The sequence below is a fragment of the Pseudomonas sp. FW305-7 genome, from assembly GCF_058786735.1.
Window position 1 is genome coordinate 252,424 of the sequence record NZ_JBYSZA010000001.1, and the last position, 17,945, is coordinate 270,368.

16 protein-coding genes are annotated in these 17,945 nt (G+C 59.1%); 10 read left to right on the plus strand and 6 right to left on the minus strand.

The window, feature by feature from the left end:
- The first annotated feature begins 41 nt into the window (after positions 1-41).
- Positions 42-515: an LEA/WHy family protein gene (locus AC3WMT_RS01145; RefSeq protein ID WP_103302108.1), complete on the plus strand. Its 474-nt coding sequence runs from the start codon at positions 42-44 to the stop codon at positions 513-515.
- A 53-nt stretch (positions 516-568) separates the two neighbouring features.
- Positions 569-1,114, plus strand: a complete 546-nt coding sequence (locus AC3WMT_RS01150) for a GNAT family N-acetyltransferase (protein ID WP_103302109.1) — start codon at positions 569-571, stop codon at positions 1,112-1,114.
- Positions 1,115-1,252: 138 nt separating this feature from the next.
- Here the strand turns inward: AC3WMT_RS01150 and AC3WMT_RS01155 are convergent, their stop codons facing one another.
- Entirely contained in the window at positions 1,253-2,176 is a 924-nt protein-coding gene (locus AC3WMT_RS01155) for a carbon-nitrogen hydrolase family protein (RefSeq protein ID WP_103302110.1), read from the minus strand.
- 84 nt (positions 2,177-2,260) lie between these two features.
- On the opposite strand from AC3WMT_RS01155, the gene AC3WMT_RS01160 reads away from it, so the two are divergent.
- Entirely contained in the window at positions 2,261-3,175 is a 915-nt protein-coding gene (locus AC3WMT_RS01160; protein ID WP_103302111.1) for a LysR family transcriptional regulator, read from the plus strand.
- Between the two features lie 7 nt (positions 3,176-3,182).
- Here the strand turns inward: AC3WMT_RS01160 and AC3WMT_RS01165 are convergent, their stop codons facing one another.
- Positions 3,183-3,437, minus strand: a complete 255-nt coding sequence (locus AC3WMT_RS01165) for a hypothetical protein (RefSeq protein ID WP_038363082.1) — start codon at positions 3,435-3,437, stop codon at positions 3,183-3,185.
- A gap of 154 nt (positions 3,438-3,591) precedes the next feature.
- On the opposite strand from AC3WMT_RS01165, the gene AC3WMT_RS01170 reads away from it, so the two are divergent.
- Positions 3,592-3,909 (plus strand): ElaB/YgaM/YqjD family protein, encoded by a 318-nt coding sequence (locus AC3WMT_RS01170; RefSeq protein WP_016982860.1) that lies wholly within the window; start codon positions 3,592-3,594, stop codon positions 3,907-3,909.
- A 168-nt stretch (positions 3,910-4,077) separates the two neighbouring features.
- Here the strand turns inward: AC3WMT_RS01170 and AC3WMT_RS01175 are convergent, their stop codons facing one another.
- On the minus strand, positions 4,078-5,118 hold the full coding sequence (locus AC3WMT_RS01175; RefSeq protein ID WP_103302112.1) for an Ldh family oxidoreductase: 1,041 nt from the start codon (positions 5,116-5,118) through the stop codon (positions 4,078-4,080).
- A 246-nt stretch (positions 5,119-5,364) separates the two neighbouring features.
- Here AC3WMT_RS01175 and AC3WMT_RS01180 point away from each other — a divergent pair, with 246 nt between their 5' ends.
- On the plus strand, positions 5,365-10,239 hold the full coding sequence (locus AC3WMT_RS01180; RefSeq protein ID WP_103302456.1) for a dermonecrotic toxin domain-containing protein: 4,875 nt from the start codon (positions 5,365-5,367) through the stop codon (positions 10,237-10,239).
- A 58-nt stretch (positions 10,240-10,297) separates the two neighbouring features.
- Here the strand turns inward: AC3WMT_RS01180 and AC3WMT_RS01185 are convergent, their stop codons facing one another.
- Complete coding sequence (locus AC3WMT_RS01185; RefSeq protein ID WP_103302113.1) at positions 10,298-10,567, minus strand: PepSY domain-containing protein; 270 nt, start codon at positions 10,565-10,567, stop codon at positions 10,298-10,300.
- Between the two features lie 152 nt (positions 10,568-10,719).
- On the opposite strand from AC3WMT_RS01185, the gene AC3WMT_RS01190 reads away from it, so the two are divergent.
- Positions 10,720-11,721, plus strand: coding sequence for a FecR family protein (locus AC3WMT_RS01190; RefSeq protein ID WP_103302114.1), 1,002 nt, complete (start codon positions 10,720-10,722; stop codon positions 11,719-11,721).
- 56 nt (positions 11,722-11,777) lie between these two features.
- Here the strand turns inward: AC3WMT_RS01190 and pvdQ are convergent, their stop codons facing one another.
- Positions 11,778-14,123, minus strand: a complete 2,346-nt coding sequence (gene pvdQ / locus AC3WMT_RS01195; protein WP_103302115.1) for a bifunctional acylase PvdQ — start codon at positions 14,121-14,123, stop codon at positions 11,778-11,780.
- A gap of 304 nt (positions 14,124-14,427) precedes the next feature.
- On the opposite strand from pvdQ, the gene AC3WMT_RS01200 reads away from it, so the two are divergent.
- Positions 14,428-14,805 (plus strand): fe2+ zn2+ uptake regulation protein, encoded by a 378-nt coding sequence (locus AC3WMT_RS01200; RefSeq protein WP_103302116.1) that lies wholly within the window; start codon positions 14,428-14,430, stop codon positions 14,803-14,805.
- An 18-nt stretch (positions 14,806-14,823) separates the two neighbouring features.
- Here the strand turns inward: AC3WMT_RS01200 and AC3WMT_RS01205 are convergent, their stop codons facing one another.
- Positions 14,824-15,012: a hypothetical protein gene (locus AC3WMT_RS01205; protein WP_103302117.1), complete on the minus strand. Its 189-nt coding sequence runs from the start codon at positions 15,010-15,012 to the stop codon at positions 14,824-14,826.
- A gap of 157 nt (positions 15,013-15,169) precedes the next feature.
- Here AC3WMT_RS01205 and AC3WMT_RS01210 point away from each other — a divergent pair, with 157 nt between their 5' ends.
- The 3 genes from AC3WMT_RS01210 to AC3WMT_RS01220 all read left to right on the plus strand — a co-directional run bounded on the left by AC3WMT_RS01210 (position 15,170) and on the right by AC3WMT_RS01220 (position 17,945).
- Entirely contained in the window at positions 15,170-15,310 is a 141-nt protein-coding gene (locus tag AC3WMT_RS01210; protein WP_177431341.1) for a hypothetical protein, read from the plus strand.
- A gap of 246 nt (positions 15,311-15,556) precedes the next feature.
- The gene (locus AC3WMT_RS01215; protein ID WP_103302118.1) at positions 15,557-16,804 is read left to right on the plus strand and encodes an MdfA family multidrug efflux MFS transporter; all 1,248 of its coding nucleotides are present in this window, start codon (positions 15,557-15,559) and stop codon (positions 16,802-16,804) included.
- A gap of 10 nt (positions 16,805-16,814) precedes the next feature.
- Positions 16,815-17,945 carry a LuxE/PaaK family acyltransferase gene (locus tag AC3WMT_RS01220; protein WP_103302119.1) on the plus strand — a complete coding sequence of 377 codons (1,131 nt, stop codon included), beginning with the start codon at positions 16,815-16,817 and terminating at the stop codon, positions 17,943-17,945.

The window sequence follows — 17,945 nt, forward strand, 5'->3', positions numbered from 1 at the left end:
GAGCCGGCAACGGTTCAGCCCTTTTTTATTGAGAGATTTTTATGCGCCGTTTGCACGCCGTCATCCTGTCGCTACTGCTGTTGTCGCTCAGTGCCTGCGCGCTGTTTCCCAATCGTGATCCGGTCAATATCAACGTGGTCGGCATCGAGCCGCTGACCAGCCAGGATCTGGAAGTGCGTTTCGCCATCAAGTTACGCGTGCAAAACCCCAACGAAACCGCCATCGATTACAACGGCATTGCTCTGGATCTTGAAGTCAACGGCCACCCGCTGGCCTCTGGCGTCAGCGACCAGCGCGGTACGATCGCGCGCTTTTCTGAAACCGTGGTCAGTGTGCCGGTCAGCGTTTCCGCATTCTCGGTGCTGCGCCAGACCCTCGGTCTGAGCCAGTCACAAACCCTCGACAACCTGCCTTACGTGCTGCGTGGCAAACTCGCCGGCGGGCTGTTCGGCACCATGCGCTTTACCGACAGCGGCAAACTGAGCCTGCCCAAAGCCAGCGCCGCGACCTGGTAAAGATGCGGTAGTCTGCGTCGTTCAACACAGACACACATGGAGGCCGCAGGTTTATGGAAGACACACCGACGTTGTACACCGAACGGCTGATCCTGCGTCCGCTGGAGCTGGCGGATGCCCACGCTGTACAACAGCAGTTTGCCCACTGGGAAGTGGTGCGCTACCTGAACGCCGCCGTGCCGTGGCCGTACCCGGAGGATGGCGCCCTCACCTACCTGCGTGACATCGCGCTACCGGCGATGGCCGCCGGCAAGGAATGGCATTGGTCGATTCGCCCGAAGACCGCGCCGCAACAGTTGATCGGCAATATCAGCCTGATGGATCAAGCAGACAACAACCGTGGACTCTGGCTGGCACCGGCCTGGCAAGGTCAGGGTTTGATGAGCGAAGCCTGCGTGGCGGTGACTGACCACTGGTTTGGAACCCTTGCTCGCCCGGTGATGCGAGTGCCGAAAGCGGCGCCGAATATCGGCTCGCGCCGCCTCTCCGAACGCGCCGGCATGCGCCTGATTCGCAGCGACGAAGACAATTTTGTCGGAGGGCGCTTTGCTCGGGATCTCTGGGAAATCACCCGCGAGGAATGGCTGCAACAGAAGTGATCCCTGAACCCTGGATCTCTGAACCCTGTGGGAGCTGGCTTGCCAGCGATGGGGGCTTATCTGCCAACATCACTGTTGTTTGACCTGCCGCCATCGCTGGCAAGCCAGCTCCCACATGTTATGTGTCAAGCCCGAACGTCATGTGTTGAAGCGCACCCCCGGTTTGGCGCGTTCGTCGACGCTCAGCTCGAAGATATCGGGCCGGGCGTAATGGCCGACCACGTCGTAGTCATACCGGGCGCGAACCAGGTCTGCGGTATCGATTTCGGCCGTCAGCAACCCCGCCTCCCCACGCAACGGCCCTGCGAGTACGTCGCCCATCGGCCCGACGATCACACTGCCACCGGCAATCAACGGACGATCCGCCGGCCAGTTGGCAATCTCCACGCCCAGTTGATTCGGCGACGCCTGCACCTGACAGGCACTGACCACAAAGCAACGGCCCTCATGGGCGATGTGGCGCATGCTCACCTGCCACATTTCACGCTCATCCACGGTCGGCGCGCACCAGACTTCAATGCCCTTGGCGTACATCGCCGTGCGCAGCAGCGGCATCATGTTTTCCCAGCACACCACCGCGCCGAGTTTGCCGACCTGCGTGTCGAGCACAGGCAATGTCGAGCCATCGCCCTTGCCCCAGATCAGCCGTTCGGTGCCCGTGGGCATCAGTTTGCGGTGCTTGGCTACCAGTCCGGTCTGCGGATCGAAATACAGCACCGTGCAATACAAGGTGCTGCCGGCGCGCTCGATCACGCCGATCACCAGATTGGCGCCGGTACGCGCCGACAGACCGGCCAAGGCTTCGGTTTCCGCCCCGGGTACATCAATCGCATTGGCGAAATAACGCGCATACGCCTCGCGACCTTCCGGCAACCGATAACCCAGCTGCGTGCCGAAGCCCTCGCCTTTCGGATAACCACCGAGCAACGCTTCCGGCATCACCACCAGCGCCGCGCCGGACTTGATGATCGCCGCCTCCCAGCCCAGAATCTGCTCCAGGGTTTGGCCCTTGCCACCGGGCAAAGAGCCGATTTGCAGGGCAGCAACAATTGACTTTGGCATCGCGGTCACTCCATCCGATTCAAGTGTTGCTGATTCTCCGGCGCCACGGGATCATGAATAAAGCCCCGATCACTGCTGAATGATATGAGCCAGATGAATATCGCCAATGTCGACCTCAACCTGCTGAAAGTCTTCGAAGCGCTGCATGAGGAATCCAGTGCCAGCCGTGCAGCGTTGCGCCTGGGCGTGACGCAATCGGCGGTCAGCGCGGCGTTGCGGCGCTTGCGTGAGGTGTATGGCGATCAACTGTTTGTGCGCACCGGCCGGGGACTCGCGCCGACGCTCAGGGCCAATCAGCTCAAACCGGTGGTCAGCGAGGCCCTGAACAAATGCCGACAAAGCCTGGCGATGGTCGACCCGGCGACCAATCAATACGACGGGCGTTCGGTGACCGTTGGCTTGTCGGACGACTTTGAAATCGCCTATGGCCGTCGCTTGATCGAGGAAATCGCCCGGAGCGCGCCGAAACTGCGGCTGATTTTCCGCCAGACGCATAGCCAGATCGTCGCCCGCGCCCTGATGGAACGCAGTATTGATCTGGCGATAACCGCCGGTGGCTTTGCCGAACGCCTGCTCAGCCGTCAGGTCTTGGGTGAAGGGGGTTACGCCTGTCTGGTCGACCCGGCGAGCCTTGCGCCCGGCCAGCAGCAGATCACTCTGCACGAGTTCGTCGACCGCGAGCACATTCTGGTGTCGTCCGGCGGTTTTATCGGGATTACCGATGAGGGGCTGGCAGCCGTGGGGATGAGTCGCCGGGTATGCGCGTCGACCACGCATTTTGCTGCACTGCCTCATCTGCTCAAGGGCAGTCAGGCCGTGGCGACGATCCCGGCACATGCCGCCGAAAGTATCGCCGCGCTTACCGGTCTGGCGTTGTTGCCCTGCCCGCTGGCCTTGCCGCGTTACCCGATCGAACTGGGCTGGCGCACCAGCACGCAGATCGACCCGGTGGTGGTGAAGGTCCGCGAGGCGATTGTTGCGTGCTTCGCCCTCGACTGAGGCGGCGTTACTTGTTCGCCGCCATCAGCCGATTGACTTCACTGCGCACCATGTTGGCGAACTCAGGTGGCGACATGCCGTCCAGTTCCGCGCGGACCCACTCGGCCCACTTGCCCTTGCGCTTGGCGCGCTCGCCGAACAAACGCGCGGCTTCGCCTTTGGCTTTGCCCAGATTGTTCTGCCAGAGTTCGAACAGACGGGATTTCTCATCTTCCAGCGCGGCGCGCTCTGCGAGGGATTTGTCGGCCAGATTGAAACTCATGGGTAATTATCCTGCTGCGTAAAATGGCGACATCTTACACGCTCGACGGAAATCTCCCGCGCAGGTTTTTGTTCACGGGCTAAATTCAGTGCAACTTTTTACAAAGCGCCACACTCCATTGATCACTGTCCATTCAACTGCAAGGAGTCACCCAATGGCCCGGAAATCCGCCGTGCAAGCCGCCGAAGACCAAATCAAGGATCAAGCCTTCAGCGAACTTCAGGCTCTGATCGAAGAGTCCGACAAACTGCTCAAGAGCAGCGCCTCACTGGTCGGTGAAGAAGCGGAGACCCTGCGCGGGCAAATCGCCCTGAAACTGCAGCAGGCGCTGGATTCGGTTTCCAGCGTACGCGACCGCACCAAACCTGCCGTCGATGCGACCGAAAGCTACATTGGCGGCCATCCATGGCAGACCGTGGCGATTTCCGCCGGTTTCGGTCTGGTGGTTGGCTTGTTGCTCGGCCGTCGTTAAGCAAAATAATTTTGAGCAGAAACTCGTACCTGAGTTTGAACTCATTGTAGTGAGGGGATTTATCCCCGATGGGGCACGAAGTGGCCCCCGCTTTTAAATTAAAAGCCGGGCCTGCTGTGCAGGCCATCGGGGATAAATCCCCTCGCTACATATGTATTACCAGTCAACTCAATCAGCAGCCAGTTCCCGTAACTGCGCCAGCGCCTGCTGATCCAGCACGATTCCCTCAGCCAACGACTTCGCCCGCTGCAAATGCCGACGATCGCCCGGCAAACGCTTGAGCCCGACCCCGTGCATCTGCCGCACCAGCTCTTCACTGCGCTCGGCAAAACTCTGCCCGGCAGCCTTGCTCGGGTCTATAACGATCAGCAACTGCCCGGTCCATGGGGTTTTCGCCCCGGGATGATTCGACCAGTCGAACTCGAAGGAGAAGTTGCCGCCAGTCAGCGCCGCCGCCAACAATTCCACCATCATCGACAGCGCCGAGCCCTTGTGCCCGCCAAACGGCAACAACGCTCCACCTTCGAGAATCGCCTTCGGGTCCTGGGTGGGCTGACCGAGGCTGTCGACGCCCATGCCTGCCGGTAACTTCTCACCTTTGCGTGCAGCGATTTGTACGTCGCCATGGGCGATTGCGCTGGTGGCCAGATCGAAGACGATCGGTGCAGCGCCGGCCCGGGGTGCGGCAAAGGCTATCGGATTGGTGCCGAACAACGGCCGGTCGGCGCCGTGCGGCACCACGCAGGTCATGCTGTTGACCACGCTGAGCGCCACCAGACCTTCGTCGGCGAAGGGTTCGACATCCGGCCACAGCGCCGCAAAGTGATGGGAATTGCGGATCGCCAACACCGCGATGCCGGCATGCCGCGCCTTCTCTACCAGCAATGGTCTGGCGGCGGCCAATGCCGGTTGGGCGAAACCGTTACCGGCATCGACGCGGACAAATCCGGGCGCGATGTCTTCGACCTGAGGCACGGCATGTCCATTGACCCAGCCGCTGTTCAGGGTCGAGACGTAACCGGGAATGCGGAACACGCCATGGCTGTGGGCACCGTCGCGCTCGGCGTTGGCGCAGTTGGCGGCCAGCACCCGGGCGACTTCAGAAGAGGTCCCGTGGCGCAGAAAAATCGTTTCGAGCAGTTGTGTCAGCGCTTCAAGCGATAACACGGAGGATTCGGCGGTTGAGACTTGATCGTGTGGCGCAGACATCTGAAGCTCCAGAATAATTATTGGAGGGAACAACAGCGTACGAACAACTTGCCGACCGATTAACCATGCCCGGGCGGCCGCGTGTCAACCCTCAATACCGAGCGTGTCATGGATAACCCGTCAGCCTGACAGTTTTACCTGTGCACCGTGACCTAACTATCTACCGCCTGCGTAGCAGCGTGCGGTCCTAGTCTGGCGGCTCCGTCTGCTGGCGCTGATCCATGCGCCCCGAAAAGAGCCTCGATGATGACCACCTCCGTTTCTCCCCTCCTGTTTCCCGAAACCTTGAACTCGCCCGGTTTGTGGAAAGCGCTGGCCAAGACTCATCTGCTGAATCAAAACGATTTTGACTGGCTGGCCCATGTGAAGCTGGCCTCGCACACACTGCGCAACGAGCAGAAGCCGCCCATGCTCGCCCAACGCATTCGTATCACGGCGGGCACGCAATCACCCGTCACCCTGGCGGGAAGTTTCATCCTCAGCGCCACTCCCGATGACAACGGCGCGATCCTCTACACGCCATACGACGGCATCAAGAAATACGACAGCCTGGCGTCGCTGCAAACGGCACTTGAAGAGCGGGTGAAAAAAGCTGCCGAGGAAGATGAGTTGCTGGCGTTTCTCGGTTCGCTTCAACGCCAACAACTTGTTGAGCAAACCAGCATTGCGTTGACCTACGAGACCATCGAGGGCAATGTGTTTGATGATCAGAAGGCGGCCATTCTGGCGTCTCGACAGTTGAATGCCGAGGCCATGCTGAGCGAGTTGAAACAACTGCCATCGCTCACGGCCCTGCTGGAGACCAGCCTCGACGAGTTGCTGAAGGAACATTTTCCGAACCTGCATCAAGGGCAGACCCGCACCAGTTTCTATACGCTGGCAGACCCGAGCGCCAAGGAGACATCCGCCCGGCACTGGCACGACTCGACCAGCCTGAGTGAAGCGGTGCTGATGCGTTACCGCCAGCAGAACTGGCCTGCCGGGCAACTGCATGAGTTTTCCAACCCGCGCCACACCCCGATCCCCGGTGATCAGGCGCTGTGGGACAACGCCCTCAAAGCCGCGTCGGGCAAGTTGCTGGTACTGCTGTTTCACGCGATGGAAAGCTATTGGGATGGCGCCAGCGCAGACGGCTCGACTCGCCGCGTATTTTTCGCCAAGGCCCTGCTCGAACAGGCGCGTACCGAGCTGATGATCAAACGCGAAACCGGCATCATCGATGCCGCCCAATTCGCCACCCTGCACCAGATGATTCGCCCCGCCGCTTTGCCGACTCGCCGCGCGACCATCGAAAACGTACGGCTGTGGGAATACGAGCCCAACTACGTCGAACTGGCCGGCTCGTTGATGATCAGTTTCAGCGAGGCCTGTCTCTACACGCCAACCCTGGGTCTGCAAGTGCTCAAGGATTACCAGGACCTGAAAGACACCGTGCAGAGCAAATTCCTCGCGGCCGGCCATGAAGACGAGTTGTATGGCCTGCTGAGCCTCGAAGAACGAAAACGCTTTGTAGGCTTCGACAAGCCCCACGTGACGGGTGTGTCGATCGGCGGCGAGATTTTCGAGGTGCTGTTCGAAGCCATCATCACCAAACAGCGGCAGAACATCGAATACGCCTTGCAGGTGTTCCGCCTCAGTGATGGTGCCGTGGATATCCATGCGCTGTTCGACAAGGCCCTCGACATACGCGCCATGATCCAGGAACGCTTGCTGGAACTTGATGCCGGCGAGCGCTGGACCACGCGACCGGTACTGGTGGGAGTGCAACAACCGTCCGCTGTCCTCGCAGAGAAGGCCGATAACCTGGCGCGCTCCTGCACGGGCATCGAAGCGTTGCTCACCGGGTCGTTTCGCGGCCAGCCCATTGCTACAGCGGCGGCACAGCGCAGCTACCTTGAGAGCATGCAGTCACGATTGGGGCATTCACTGTATGTCGGGGTACGCGGTGAAGCCCAATTGCGCGAACTCAGCGGGTCGTTGAAGGCTGCCGAACGGGCCATTGTCGATACCGTGTTCCATTCCGATCAACCGAGCCGCCGCGAGCGACGTTCGCTCAACGGCTTTCGGCCGGATGCCTGGTCACTGAGCGTTGAACGTGAGGGCATCCAGGCACTATTGCCCTTGGCCCACTGTGTGTTGCTGACCGAACGCGGCGGGCTCGACGATGCGCACTCCGGGCGCGCGGTGCTGTGGACGCCCGCCCTCGGGCTGGAAGTGTTCGCAGGCATCGGCATTGCACGCCAAGCGCTGGCGCGACGGCTCAAGGACCCGGTTGACAGCCTGACCCTGCTGGAAAACCTTGCCCCGCAAAAGCGCCAGCCCCATCAGCGCTACACCCTGGGCGCCTTGCGCTTGATCGAGGACGATGTGCTGCACAACCGGGCGCAATCGGGCATCGAGCACTTTCTTGCCCGCTGTGATCAAGTGCGTGAGCACATGAAAGATGAAACCGGGCTGCCCGCCGCCCTCGACAAGCTGAAGAGGACGCTGATCGACACCAACCTGCCTCGCGCCATTCACCTTGCGAAAGCCATCAATCAGCAACAGACGCTACCGGCATGGCTGGGCATGGCACCGGTCGCTGAGCAACAACTGCACCTGGAATTGCTGGAGCAGTGGCACAACAGCGTCGTCGACAACAAGGATTACCTCAGCGGTGTCCCGACTCTGCAGGATTACGTGGACAAGACATTGCAGTCACTGCTCGACAGCCGGTTTGCCGATAGCAAGCTCGCGCCGAAAGACATCGAGATCACCCCGAACCTGACCCTCGCCGGCCCTGCCCTCACCCTGGGCGAATTTGCCCTGAACCATGTAAATATCGCTCAAGGCACTGGCTTCAAGGTCGCGTCAAAAACCACGCAGAAATTGCCGAAAGGGTTTGACCAGGCGGCGGTCAATCAACTGTTGCTGTCGCTGGAAATACCCTCGACTTTTGCCGCGCAGGTGACCGAGGCCCTGACGGGGGACTCGGCTGAGGTGCAGGAACGCAAACAACGTTTTTATCGGCAGATCCCCTGGCAATTGTTGCAGCATGCCCACGCCATGAAACTGCAACAGCGATTGTCCGGCACGGCGTTCGACCAGATCTGCCAGGTGCTGGACATGCCTGACGGCATCGCCCGCGCGACGGTCGAGGGCGCCCATGCTCTGGTCTCGCCGTTGTCGCTGATCAAAACAGCTGGCGCCGACGCGGTGGAAGCGTTGGGGTTGTATGTGATCGGCCCGGGCACGGGGCACAAAGGCCCGTCGGTGCTTTACACACCCTATGCCGACCAGGTGTTTCACGAATTCGAAGGCCAGACGCAACTGATCGCGGCACTGAATACGCCGGGGCCTCTGCAGGATTTGCTGATTCGCCGGTTGCCGGCCGAGCATCAGGCGGTCTTTCTCGCATTGCTGAAGTCGAGTGTCGGCGAAACCAGTGAAATGACCCTGTCAGGCGCCGCCATCACCGGCAATCTGTTGCACCGGTTGTTCAAGGACAACCTACAACTGTTGACGCAATTTTTGGGCTGCCAGGGTCAAAGCACGGCGCAGGGTGATTGGGAAAACGCGAAAAACCTGTTCAGCCATGGGATCAAACTGCTCTCCGGTCTGCTGCCGGGTAAATTGTCCTATCTGACGTTTCTCTGGCAGGCCTACAAGGACTTCAAGGTCTCGGCCGAAGCGCTGCAGGATCACCATTGGGCGATAGCCTTGAAAGCTTTTATCGACGGAGGGATGCAGATGATCAGTCTTGGCCGGATAGCACTTGAGGGATCGGAAGCCTCGGCGCAGGCACCCGAGGTGGCGGTTGCGACGGCAAGGGTCAGCCGTCAGACGCCAACCACTTTGGCGACCATCACTGAAGTGACAACCAAAGCGGTCGACCTGACAAAACCACTCACGCTGCCTGTTCCACGCTGGTCAACCATCAGGCTCACGTCGCCATTGCGCACGGTGCTGCAAGTATTTGAAGCGGTAAACGTGGCACTTGAGGGTCTCAAGCGCAATGCAAAGAATGGCACCTACGAGCAGTCGCTCAGCAAGCGGATTTACAACGTTATTGCCGGCAAGGTTTATCGCGTCGAAAAACCTGGAATTGTCTGGCGCATCGTCACTGATCAAATCCAGGGGCCGTCGCTAAAAGAACAGGATAAGCGGCTGTTACTGGCGCCGGATCCACACACGGTCCATTACGGCAAAGCCATTTCCAGACTGCACAATCGCTTCGTCGTCGAGCAAAGTCGGCGGACTGTGCTGAACATCGAAGCCAAGGGCATGGAGAATATCCGTCGCCATCATCCCGATAAAGCCCACGCCATTCAGCATGCAGTCGATATGGCGCGGTTCTATGCGTTCAACAGCCTGCACAATCTGGTTCAACTGAAAAACAACGTATCTGGTAGTCGTCTGAATGGCTTTCTGAAGAGTTTTTTCGGGGGCTCACAGATTGATAAGGTGCTGTTGGGCAAAATCAACAACGCCATCGTGCCTATCTGCAATGCCCTGGTCGATCCTGACGAAGACCTGATGAACACCGATCGCTTCATTGTCGGCTCAAATGTTTTCAAGTCATCGCTCATTGCGTTCGTGTTGATCAACGACAAGCAAAAAAATGTGCATTTCACCGAGCACTTCTTCAATCAACAGTTGGACTTGTACGAAGGTTTCTTGTCCGAGTCCTTCGATGTCAACGGACACGCGCAAGCTGCGACCCTGATCCACGAATTCGCCCATCAATTTTCCAAGGCCGAGGACATCGCCTCACTGGAAGCGCGCCGACCGTTTTTCGATTTGATTGATCCCCTGACCCACTACGGACAGGAGATGCGCGATGACCTGGAGTCTTTCCAGAGCAAGGCGCTGTCATTGCTTACCCCCCGCGACGAGCTGTTTGCACATTGGAGCGCCAAAAAGGGCGCGTTTGTCAGTCTGGACAAGATTCGCGGAGGGGAAGTATTGACCCAGAATATTCTCAAGTTGACCCAGAGTTCGACCATCGATGAGGCACGCAACAAATTTTATGATCGAACGTCATCGGATGTACGTGCCGATGTCATCCTGCGCAACGCCGACTCGATCGCACGGCTGATTTGCGAGATGGGCCGACGGCTTGATCCGGTGCCCGTGCGCTGAAAACCGGACATGAAAAAGGCGCAGGTCGTAACCTGCGCCTTTTTCGGGTCAAACCGGATCAGTCTTTCTGATCACGCAGCACATTGCCCGATGCGCCGTCGATGCGGAATTCGTAGACGATGCCATCGGCCTTGCGTCCTTCGCCTTCCCAGTAACCGTCGTTGTCGGCTTCGATTTTGTAGATTTCTACATAACCGGCCTTGGTTTTAGCGGTTTCGATGGCTTTTTCGATAGTGATCCAGCCTGCGCCTGGCTTGTCAGCCAACGCGGCACCCGCGCTGAGCAAAGTGGCAGTGGCAATCAGGGCGGCGAAAGTCTTTTTGATCATTTTTTCACTCCATTTATGGATAGTGGTCATTGGCGTCCTGCTTTTTGGGCGCCTGTGGGAAAAATAAGTTCCACTTTGATGGGTAAATGCCATGACGGTTGTTCTCGGTAACTTCCCGTCAAGGTTAGAATGTGCGAAATCAGGACGAGTCAATGACCCAAGACACCCTCTCGGAAGCCGAATACGACGCGATCACCGATGCCGCCGCGCACTGGTGCATGCGTCTGCACGCCGCCGACTGCACGGACGACGAGCGTCGCGCATTCGAACATTGGCACGAAGCCCATCCTCTGCATGCGTTCGAGTACGAAGCCATGCTGGAAATCTGGGACGTGGCCGAGCATTTGCCGCGCCCCGAGCCAGCGCTGGCCACGCCGATCCGGCAAGCCCCTCGCTCCTGGCGTCAATACACGGTAGCCGCCAGTGTCTGCGCACTGGCGTTGCCACTGGCGGCTTTCACCGGCTGGAACCTCGGCTGGCTGCCCGACAGCTATCAGCATTTCAGCGCCACCGACAACGTCCGTCAGGTCACCCTGAGTGATGGCAGTCAGCTTGAGCTGAACCTCAATACTGATCTGACCTTCAGCAACTACAAGGACGAGCGGCGGGTCACGCTGAAAAAAGGCGAGGCGTTCTTCACCGTCAGTCATGACACCTCGCACCCGTTTGTCGTGCGCGCCGGTGAAGGCAAAATCCGCGTGACCGGCACGCGCTTCAACGTCTGGATGTATGAAGATCAAGTGCGAGTGAACCTGATCGAAGGTTCAGTGCTGGTGACCAGCAACAGTGCATTACCGGGCGACGGGTTGCGCCTGGGGCCGGCCATGCAGGCACGCTATAAACACGGCGATTACATGCCGCAGATCAGCCAGACCTATCCCGGCGACACTTCGCTGACCTGGCGCAGCGGCAAACTGGTGCTGGACAACCTGGCACTCAATGACGCCCTGCCACTGATCAATCGTTACCTGGACAAGCCGTTGATGCTCGCCGACAGCAGCACTGGCTCGATTCGCGTGGGCGGCATTTACAACGTCAAAGAACTGCACAATCTGGCCAACTCCCTGCCCAAGGTGTTGCCCGTCTACCTGACGCGCAACAAGGAAGGCAACCCGGTAATCAACCCGATGCCGCAACAGCCGCCAAAAAACTGAAGGCCGCGCCCCTTGCGGGATGCGGCCTTCAACGTTTGCTCAACTGATGCTCGGTTTTACTGCGCGGCTACCTTCCCCGCCTTGTCCAACGCCCCGCGAATGGTCTGCACCTGATAGTGCGGATCCGCCTGAATCTGCTGCTCGGTGAATGGCATCACACTCCACTGCTTCTTCGAGAAGGCCTCGGTCTGATCCCGCGAATATTTCGATGCCGGATCGCTGGACAGCGAGAATGCCAACAGTCCCTGCGCGTGCGGGCCCTTTTCATCGAACGTCACCACTTGCAGGTAGCTGGTGCCGCTGACCACTTCAAGTTTTCCGTCTTCGCGTGGCACGCTCTGGATGGCGTTGTAGATCCCCAGCGTGCCCGGCCCGCCATGAATCGGCGTCTGCTGCCCGCCGCTGCTGACCACCTGGATATCGCCCCAACGAGTTTTCGGGGTAAGCCCCATCTTGCCGGCCAGTTCAGCCGATGCCAGCATCGCCGCGCGCAATGCCTTGGCCACCTCTGGCTGCTCGATCGCCAGACCACGCGGCGTGTGTTGCGGATCTTTTGCATCGAAGGCAACGCGCCAGACATCGGCGGAGCCCTGCATGGCCTGCATGATGTTCTGGAAGTGCACCAGGCCTGCGCCCGAATCCAGATTGGCCCGACCGTCCCACGCCTTGAGGCTCGCGCATACCGGTTTCAGTGCTTGCGCATCAGCCCCCAGATCGGCGGCGCAGAACTTCAACAGATCCGGTACGACCTGAGTCGCCAGATACACCTGATCATCCATCACCATCTGCTGCAAATCTTTCACCGCCAGCGGACCTTTTTTACTCAGGCCCGCCAGACGATCGAGGGCAAAGCGCGAACGCAGGCCCAACGGTTGACTGTCCTGACTGATCACTGGCGAGAAACCGGTCAGCGGTTGCGCCGGGTTGGCCAGCCACGCGGAATCGTTGGAGTGTTGGACGAAGTCCTTGCGCAACAGTTGCGGCAATTGGCTGGACGCATAGATGCCCTTCTGCGCCGCTTGCGGATCAATGTCCCAGGCGCAGGCGCTGTTGGAGCCGTCCAGCACGATCATCTGTGTGCCGATGCGCGGGTCACTGCACCGGACAAGTTTTTCGCGGCTGACGTTCGGCACCACCGACAGGTTCATGTACAGCGTCTGCCCCTTGTCATCGACGGCGAGCGTGTTGACCCATGGAATGCCCTGGATCTTGTGCACCGAATCCTGCAGCGCCTGAAGCGTGGGGGCCTGATTCATCGCATACCACTGCGTGAGGACGCGATCGTTGTCGAGGTTGGCATCGCGCAGGCTGTAGGCGAACTGATTGTCCCAGTCGAGCTTGCCCGGCCATTGCACGATCGGGCCGAACTTAGAGCTGTAAACGTCGCGGGCCACCGGCACCATTTGCCCGTCAGCCTGTTTGACCTGCACGGTAACGGTCTGCTTGTTCATGGGCACGGATTGACCGTCGAGCAGATAATGCGTCGGGTCTTTCGGATCGAGTTGCAGGCGATACAGGGTGAAGTGCTTCGATGAGTCGACCGTGTGCGCCCAGGCCAGATGCTGGTTGAAGCCGATGTTGATCATCGGCAGGCCCGGCAAGGCCGCGCCCATCACGTCGAGTTTGCCCGGGATGGTCAGGTGCATTTGATAGAAGCGCATGCCGCCGACCCACGGAAAGTGCGGGTTGGCCAAGAGCATGCCGCGCCCGTTGAACGAGCGTTCGCTGCCTACCGCCACCGCATTGCTGCCACGATCCAGGGCAAAACGCTGCTGACGGGCATCGGCCATCTGGTAGGCGTGCTTATCGTGTTCGACGCGAGCCGTTGCCTGCGGAGGTGTCGCACCCGCCAGTGCTTCGGCGAATTGGCCGACACCGCCCTCGACCAGCAGACGGCGGGTCAGTTTGACCAGATCTTCCGGCGCAATGTCGCGTACCCACTCGCCCTGACATTGCTGCGGCAACCCCTGCGGACGACGCTCGGCGAGATAACGGTTGTAGCCAGCGGCGTAACCTTCGACCAGATCCCGCACCTGTGCCGGCTGGGCTTGCCAGAACGCATTGACCGCTTCAGGCGTATTGAGCCAATTGAAGAAGACGTCGCTGACGCGGTTTTCGCGTTCTTCAACGGTCAATTGATCCGGACCGAAGTAGCGTGAGCGCTGGCCGTTGACCGTCACGATCTCGTTGGCCAACAGGCACAGGTTGTCCTGTGCGTACGCATAACCGATGCCGAAACCCAGGCCGCGCTCATCTTCGGCGCGGATATGCGGCACACCAAAACCGGTACGACGAATCTCGGCGCTGGCATCAACGGCCGAGGTCAATGCATGAGCCGACGGGCTCAGCCCGAAAAAAAGACCGGCAAGGGTCAGCCCGGTTAATTGCCTGGAAATAATCACGCTCGCTCCTGATCGAAATGCCGAAGAGCGGATCTGGCGCTGCCACACGAAGACGATATGACGGGCAATGGATCCGCTCTGGAAACACCCACGCGTCCACGCGCAATGAGCCTGTCCTGAAAACGAACCCGAAGAAAAAATATTTAGTGCGGCGCAGGGCGTTTTTTGCCCGGCATTACAAGGTGAGGACGAATTTCCGACAAATTTTCTACATTTTTTCTTTCATGATTTGTCGAGCTGATACGTCTTGTTTAGAGAACGCAAAAAAACCTTTCCCGATCAGGCTCTGAAAAGGAGTAATCGCATGTACAACTCGCAACTACCAACGGACGGTAGCCAGGCCCCACAAGGAGTTTCCATGAGCCCCCACGCGAGCGATTTCGGGCAACGCGTCGAGCGTCACGGTAACGAACGCATCCGGCTGTTGCTGAAAAGTTTCGGTCTGCGCACCAGCCTGATTCGCCTGAAAGTCATCGACGCGCTGCTGGTAGCAGCACAAAGCGAGCGCCGTCTGGGCGTGCGTGGCGTCCACAGCCAATTGCTCGACCTGGATATTCCGCTGTCCTTCCTCAGTGTGCGCGAAGTCCTCAAGCGTCTGTGCGCCGAAGGCGTGATCACCTTCAATGCGGACAAGAGCTACAGCCTGCATCCACAGGCTGCTGCCGTGCTCAACAACGACTGAAGCGTACAGCGATCGCCGTCAGGGCTTGACCTTGCGGCGCATCACGCCGTTGATCACCACCACAACCACCGCCACACCGATGGCGATGTACTGGAACGTCTTTTCATCGATTTTTCCGGCGTTTTGCAGCCAGGACAGGCCGAGCATGATCGCCAGTACGGACACGGCGATCAGAATCGAATAAATCAAGCGTTGCTTCTGGGTCATTGCGGCTTCCTGAATCTTTGAAATGTATCCGGTTTGTATCCGTTCGCATGCCATGCACTTACCGTTTTTCGGGGATGCACCGACGCAAACGGGGTCTCATGTTACAGCCGATGAAGAGTTTTGGCTTCATGACGGCATCACCATGAGGACTTTTGAAATGCTGCGTCGAATCACCTGGCTGATTCCCCTTCTCGCCCTGCTGACCCTGAGCGGTTGCATCATCTTCCCCCACGGCGGCTGGCACGACGATCACCATCGCTATTACCAGGGCGGTCCTGGTTATTATCAACATCGTTAGAACAGGATTGTTCGCCCTGCTCGCTGACCGATAAATGCGCAGGGACATTCACAGCCCACCCCACTTCCAACAATGCCCGCCTACAGCGGGCATTGTTTTTACCGCAACTTGCCCACGACGCATCCTGGATCCAATAAACACGATGCAAGCATTTGAAATTTAATGTCGTAGCAAACAACTAGGTCACCCACACCACACCCCCTAGTCTCTGCAAGCTTCCTGAAAACTAACTGACAAGGATGTTTTATGCAGAGAACACTTATAACTATCGGCCCTCGTAAACTGATCGGATTCTGTTTGGCCCTGACCGCTTTCGAGCTGCTGACTTATATGGCCAGCGACTTGATCATGCCGGCGATGTTGAATGTCACTACTGATTTACAAGCCGATATCCGCCATGTCCCCAATGCGTTCAATCTTTATTTGCTGGGGGGCGTCTGCCTGCAATGGTTGATGGGGCCGCTGTCCGATCATTGGGGCCGACGACCGATGTTATTGATCGGTTGCGCAGTGTTCGGTGTGGCTTGTGCTGCCACATTCGTCACTCACAGCATTGAACTGTTCAATCTGCTGCGACTGATTCAAGGCGCAGGCCTGGGGTTCGTCGTTGCCGTCAGTTATCCGGCCCTGCAGGAAGTGTTCCGCGAGGCCGATGCCGTGCGACTGATGGCCCTGCTGGGCAACGTCGCTCTGTTATCGCCATTGCTCGGTCCATTGCTCGGCAGCCTGCTGCTGGAATGGCTGACCTGGCGCGAGTTGTTTCTGGCTCTCGGTCTCGCTGCAGCGGCGGTGTGGCTGGGACTCTACGCTTGCATGCCGGAGACCGTGGGCGTTGTGCGCCATGATGGCCTGCAACAGGCGCAAGTGCGTTTTTCCCTGCGGCAGACGTGGCAGCGCTACCTGGCATTGTTTGGCAATCGGCGGTTCCTCTGGGCGTGTCTCGCATTGGGGCTGATGAGCCTGCCGCTGATTGCCTGGATCGGCCTGGCACCGCTATTGCTGATCCAGTTGCTGGGCCTGACGCCGCTGGAGTACGGGCTGTGGCAGATCCCGATTTTCTCGGCCGTCATCGCCGGCAATCTGATCCTCGACCGCTTGCTGGTCACGCATTCGTTGCCCCAATTGATTCAACTGGGGCAGTGGCCATTTTGCCTGGGCCTGGTGGGGCTGATTGGCTGCGCGCTACTGAGGACCGGCCTGGAACCCGTGGTCGCCAGCCTGGCGCTTTACGCCGTCGGGCTGGGCATGAGCAATGCCGCACTGTATCGAGTAGCCCTGTTTTGCACCGATGACAGTAAAGGCCTGGTCTCGGCCATGATCGGCATGATTTCGATTGCGGTGATGGGCGTCGGTGGAACACTCATTGCCACCCTCAGCGGCGGCACACACCTTGAACTTTTCGCGCTCTTGTCCGCCTTCGGCGGCCTGATGTGCCTGCCCTTTCTGCACGGAATTCTGCAGGACGGGAACAACAATTCCACCTCACTTCAATAAAGGAATATTGATGACTCACTTACCCGCGAGCGACGCGCTCTGCGCGTTGCCAAGGCCTTATTGCCCGGATTCCGTGCCCTGTGGTCTGTTTGACCAGGCCATGGCCGAAATCAGCCGGTTTCACTGCCGGCACACACCCGGTTATGAAGGCTGGCTGAACGCCAACGGCCTCACGGTAGACGATCTGGACAGCCTCGATGACTGGTCACGCCTGCCGCCAATCTTCGCCAATTTTTTCAAGCAGCGACTGCTGCTCAGCACGACCGGCGAAGACGCGCTGGAACTGACCTCTTCCGGCACCAGCGGTCAGCAAAGCCGCATGCGCTATGACGCGCGCAGTCTGGCAGCGGCGCAGTTCATGGTTGCGCAGATATTCCGGCATTACGGCTGGGACACCCCGGACACGCCCTGCAACTACTTGCTGCTGAGTTACGAGCCGCAAGGCCGGATCACCCTGGGCACCTCATTCACTGACCAGTTTCTCTGTGGTTTTGCCCCCGCCAACCGCGTGGTGTATGCCCTGCGCAATACCGGTGGCGGTCACCAATTCGATGTGTTCGGCGTGATCCAGGCCTTGCAGGCATTCGCCGAAGAAGGGCTGCCCGTGCGCATCCTCGGCTTCCCGGCATTTCTCTGGCAGACCCTGCAACGGATGCAGGCCACCGGCGCTGCGGATCTTCAGTTGCCCGCCGGCTCGCTGGCTTTTTTTGGTGGTGGCTGGAAAACCCAGGCCGCACAAGAAATTCCCCGACAGCAGCTATACGCGCGCATCCACCGGCAACTGGGCATTGAAAAGGTCCGTTGTCGCGATGGCTACGGCGCTGTCGAGCACGCGGTGCCTTACATCGAATGTGACCACCATCACTTCCATGTCCCGGTTTATTCAAAGGTGCTGGTGCGCAATCCGGCGGACTTTTCCCTGCAGCCTTATGGCCAGCAAGGCCTGCTCGGTTTTGTCTCGCCATATATCTCGTCGAGTCCCGGGCATGCGGTGGTGATGAGTGATCTGGCGACGCTGCACCCTGGCGCAAGCTGCGGTTGTGGATTGGCCAGCGACTGGTTTGAACTGCATGGCCGCGCGGGCACCACGCCGGGCAGAAGCTGTGCGATGGCAGCTTCCGAACTGCTTGGAGGTCGATGA

Excerpts from the sequence above, each read along its gene's own strand:
- AC3WMT_RS01145 (WP_103302108.1), top strand. The coding sequence starts at position 42 with ATGCGCCGTTTGCACGCCGTCATCCTGTCGCTACTGCTGTTGTCGCTC.
- AC3WMT_RS01150 (WP_103302109.1), top strand. The coding sequence starts at position 569 with ATGGAAGACACACCGACGTTGTACACCGAACGGCTGATCCTGCGTCCG.
- AC3WMT_RS01155 (WP_103302110.1), bottom strand. The coding sequence starts at position 2,176 with ATGCCAAAGTCAATTGTTGCTGCCCTGCAAATCGGCTCTTTGCCCGGT.
- AC3WMT_RS01160 (WP_103302111.1), top strand. The coding sequence starts at position 2,261 with ATGAGCCAGATGAATATCGCCAATGTCGACCTCAACCTGCTGAAAGTC.
- AC3WMT_RS01165 (WP_038363082.1), bottom strand. The coding sequence starts at position 3,437 with ATGAGTTTCAATCTGGCCGACAAATCCCTCGCAGAGCGCGCCGCGCTG.
- AC3WMT_RS01170 (WP_016982860.1), top strand. The coding sequence starts at position 3,592 with ATGGCCCGGAAATCCGCCGTGCAAGCCGCCGAAGACCAAATCAAGGAT.
- AC3WMT_RS01175 (WP_103302112.1), bottom strand. The coding sequence starts at position 5,118 with ATGTCTGCGCCACACGATCAAGTCTCAACCGCCGAATCCTCCGTGTTA.
- AC3WMT_RS01180 (WP_103302456.1), top strand. The coding sequence starts at position 5,365 with ATGACCACCTCCGTTTCTCCCCTCCTGTTTCCCGAAACCTTGAACTCG.
- AC3WMT_RS01185 (WP_103302113.1), bottom strand. The coding sequence starts at position 10,567 with ATGATCAAAAAGACTTTCGCCGCCCTGATTGCCACTGCCACTTTGCTC.
- AC3WMT_RS01190 (WP_103302114.1), top strand. The coding sequence starts at position 10,720 with ATGACCCAAGACACCCTCTCGGAAGCCGAATACGACGCGATCACCGAT.
- AC3WMT_RS01200 (WP_103302116.1), top strand. The coding sequence starts at position 14,428 with ATGTACAACTCGCAACTACCAACGGACGGTAGCCAGGCCCCACAAGGA.
- AC3WMT_RS01205 (WP_103302117.1), bottom strand. The coding sequence starts at position 15,012 with ATGACCCAGAAGCAACGCTTGATTTATTCGATTCTGATCGCCGTGTCC.
- AC3WMT_RS01210 (WP_177431341.1), top strand. The coding sequence starts at position 15,170 with ATGCTGCGTCGAATCACCTGGCTGATTCCCCTTCTCGCCCTGCTGACC.
- AC3WMT_RS01215 (WP_103302118.1), top strand. The coding sequence starts at position 15,557 with ATGCAGAGAACACTTATAACTATCGGCCCTCGTAAACTGATCGGATTC.
- AC3WMT_RS01220 (WP_103302119.1), top strand. The coding sequence starts at position 16,815 with ATGACTCACTTACCCGCGAGCGACGCGCTCTGCGCGTTGCCAAGGCCT.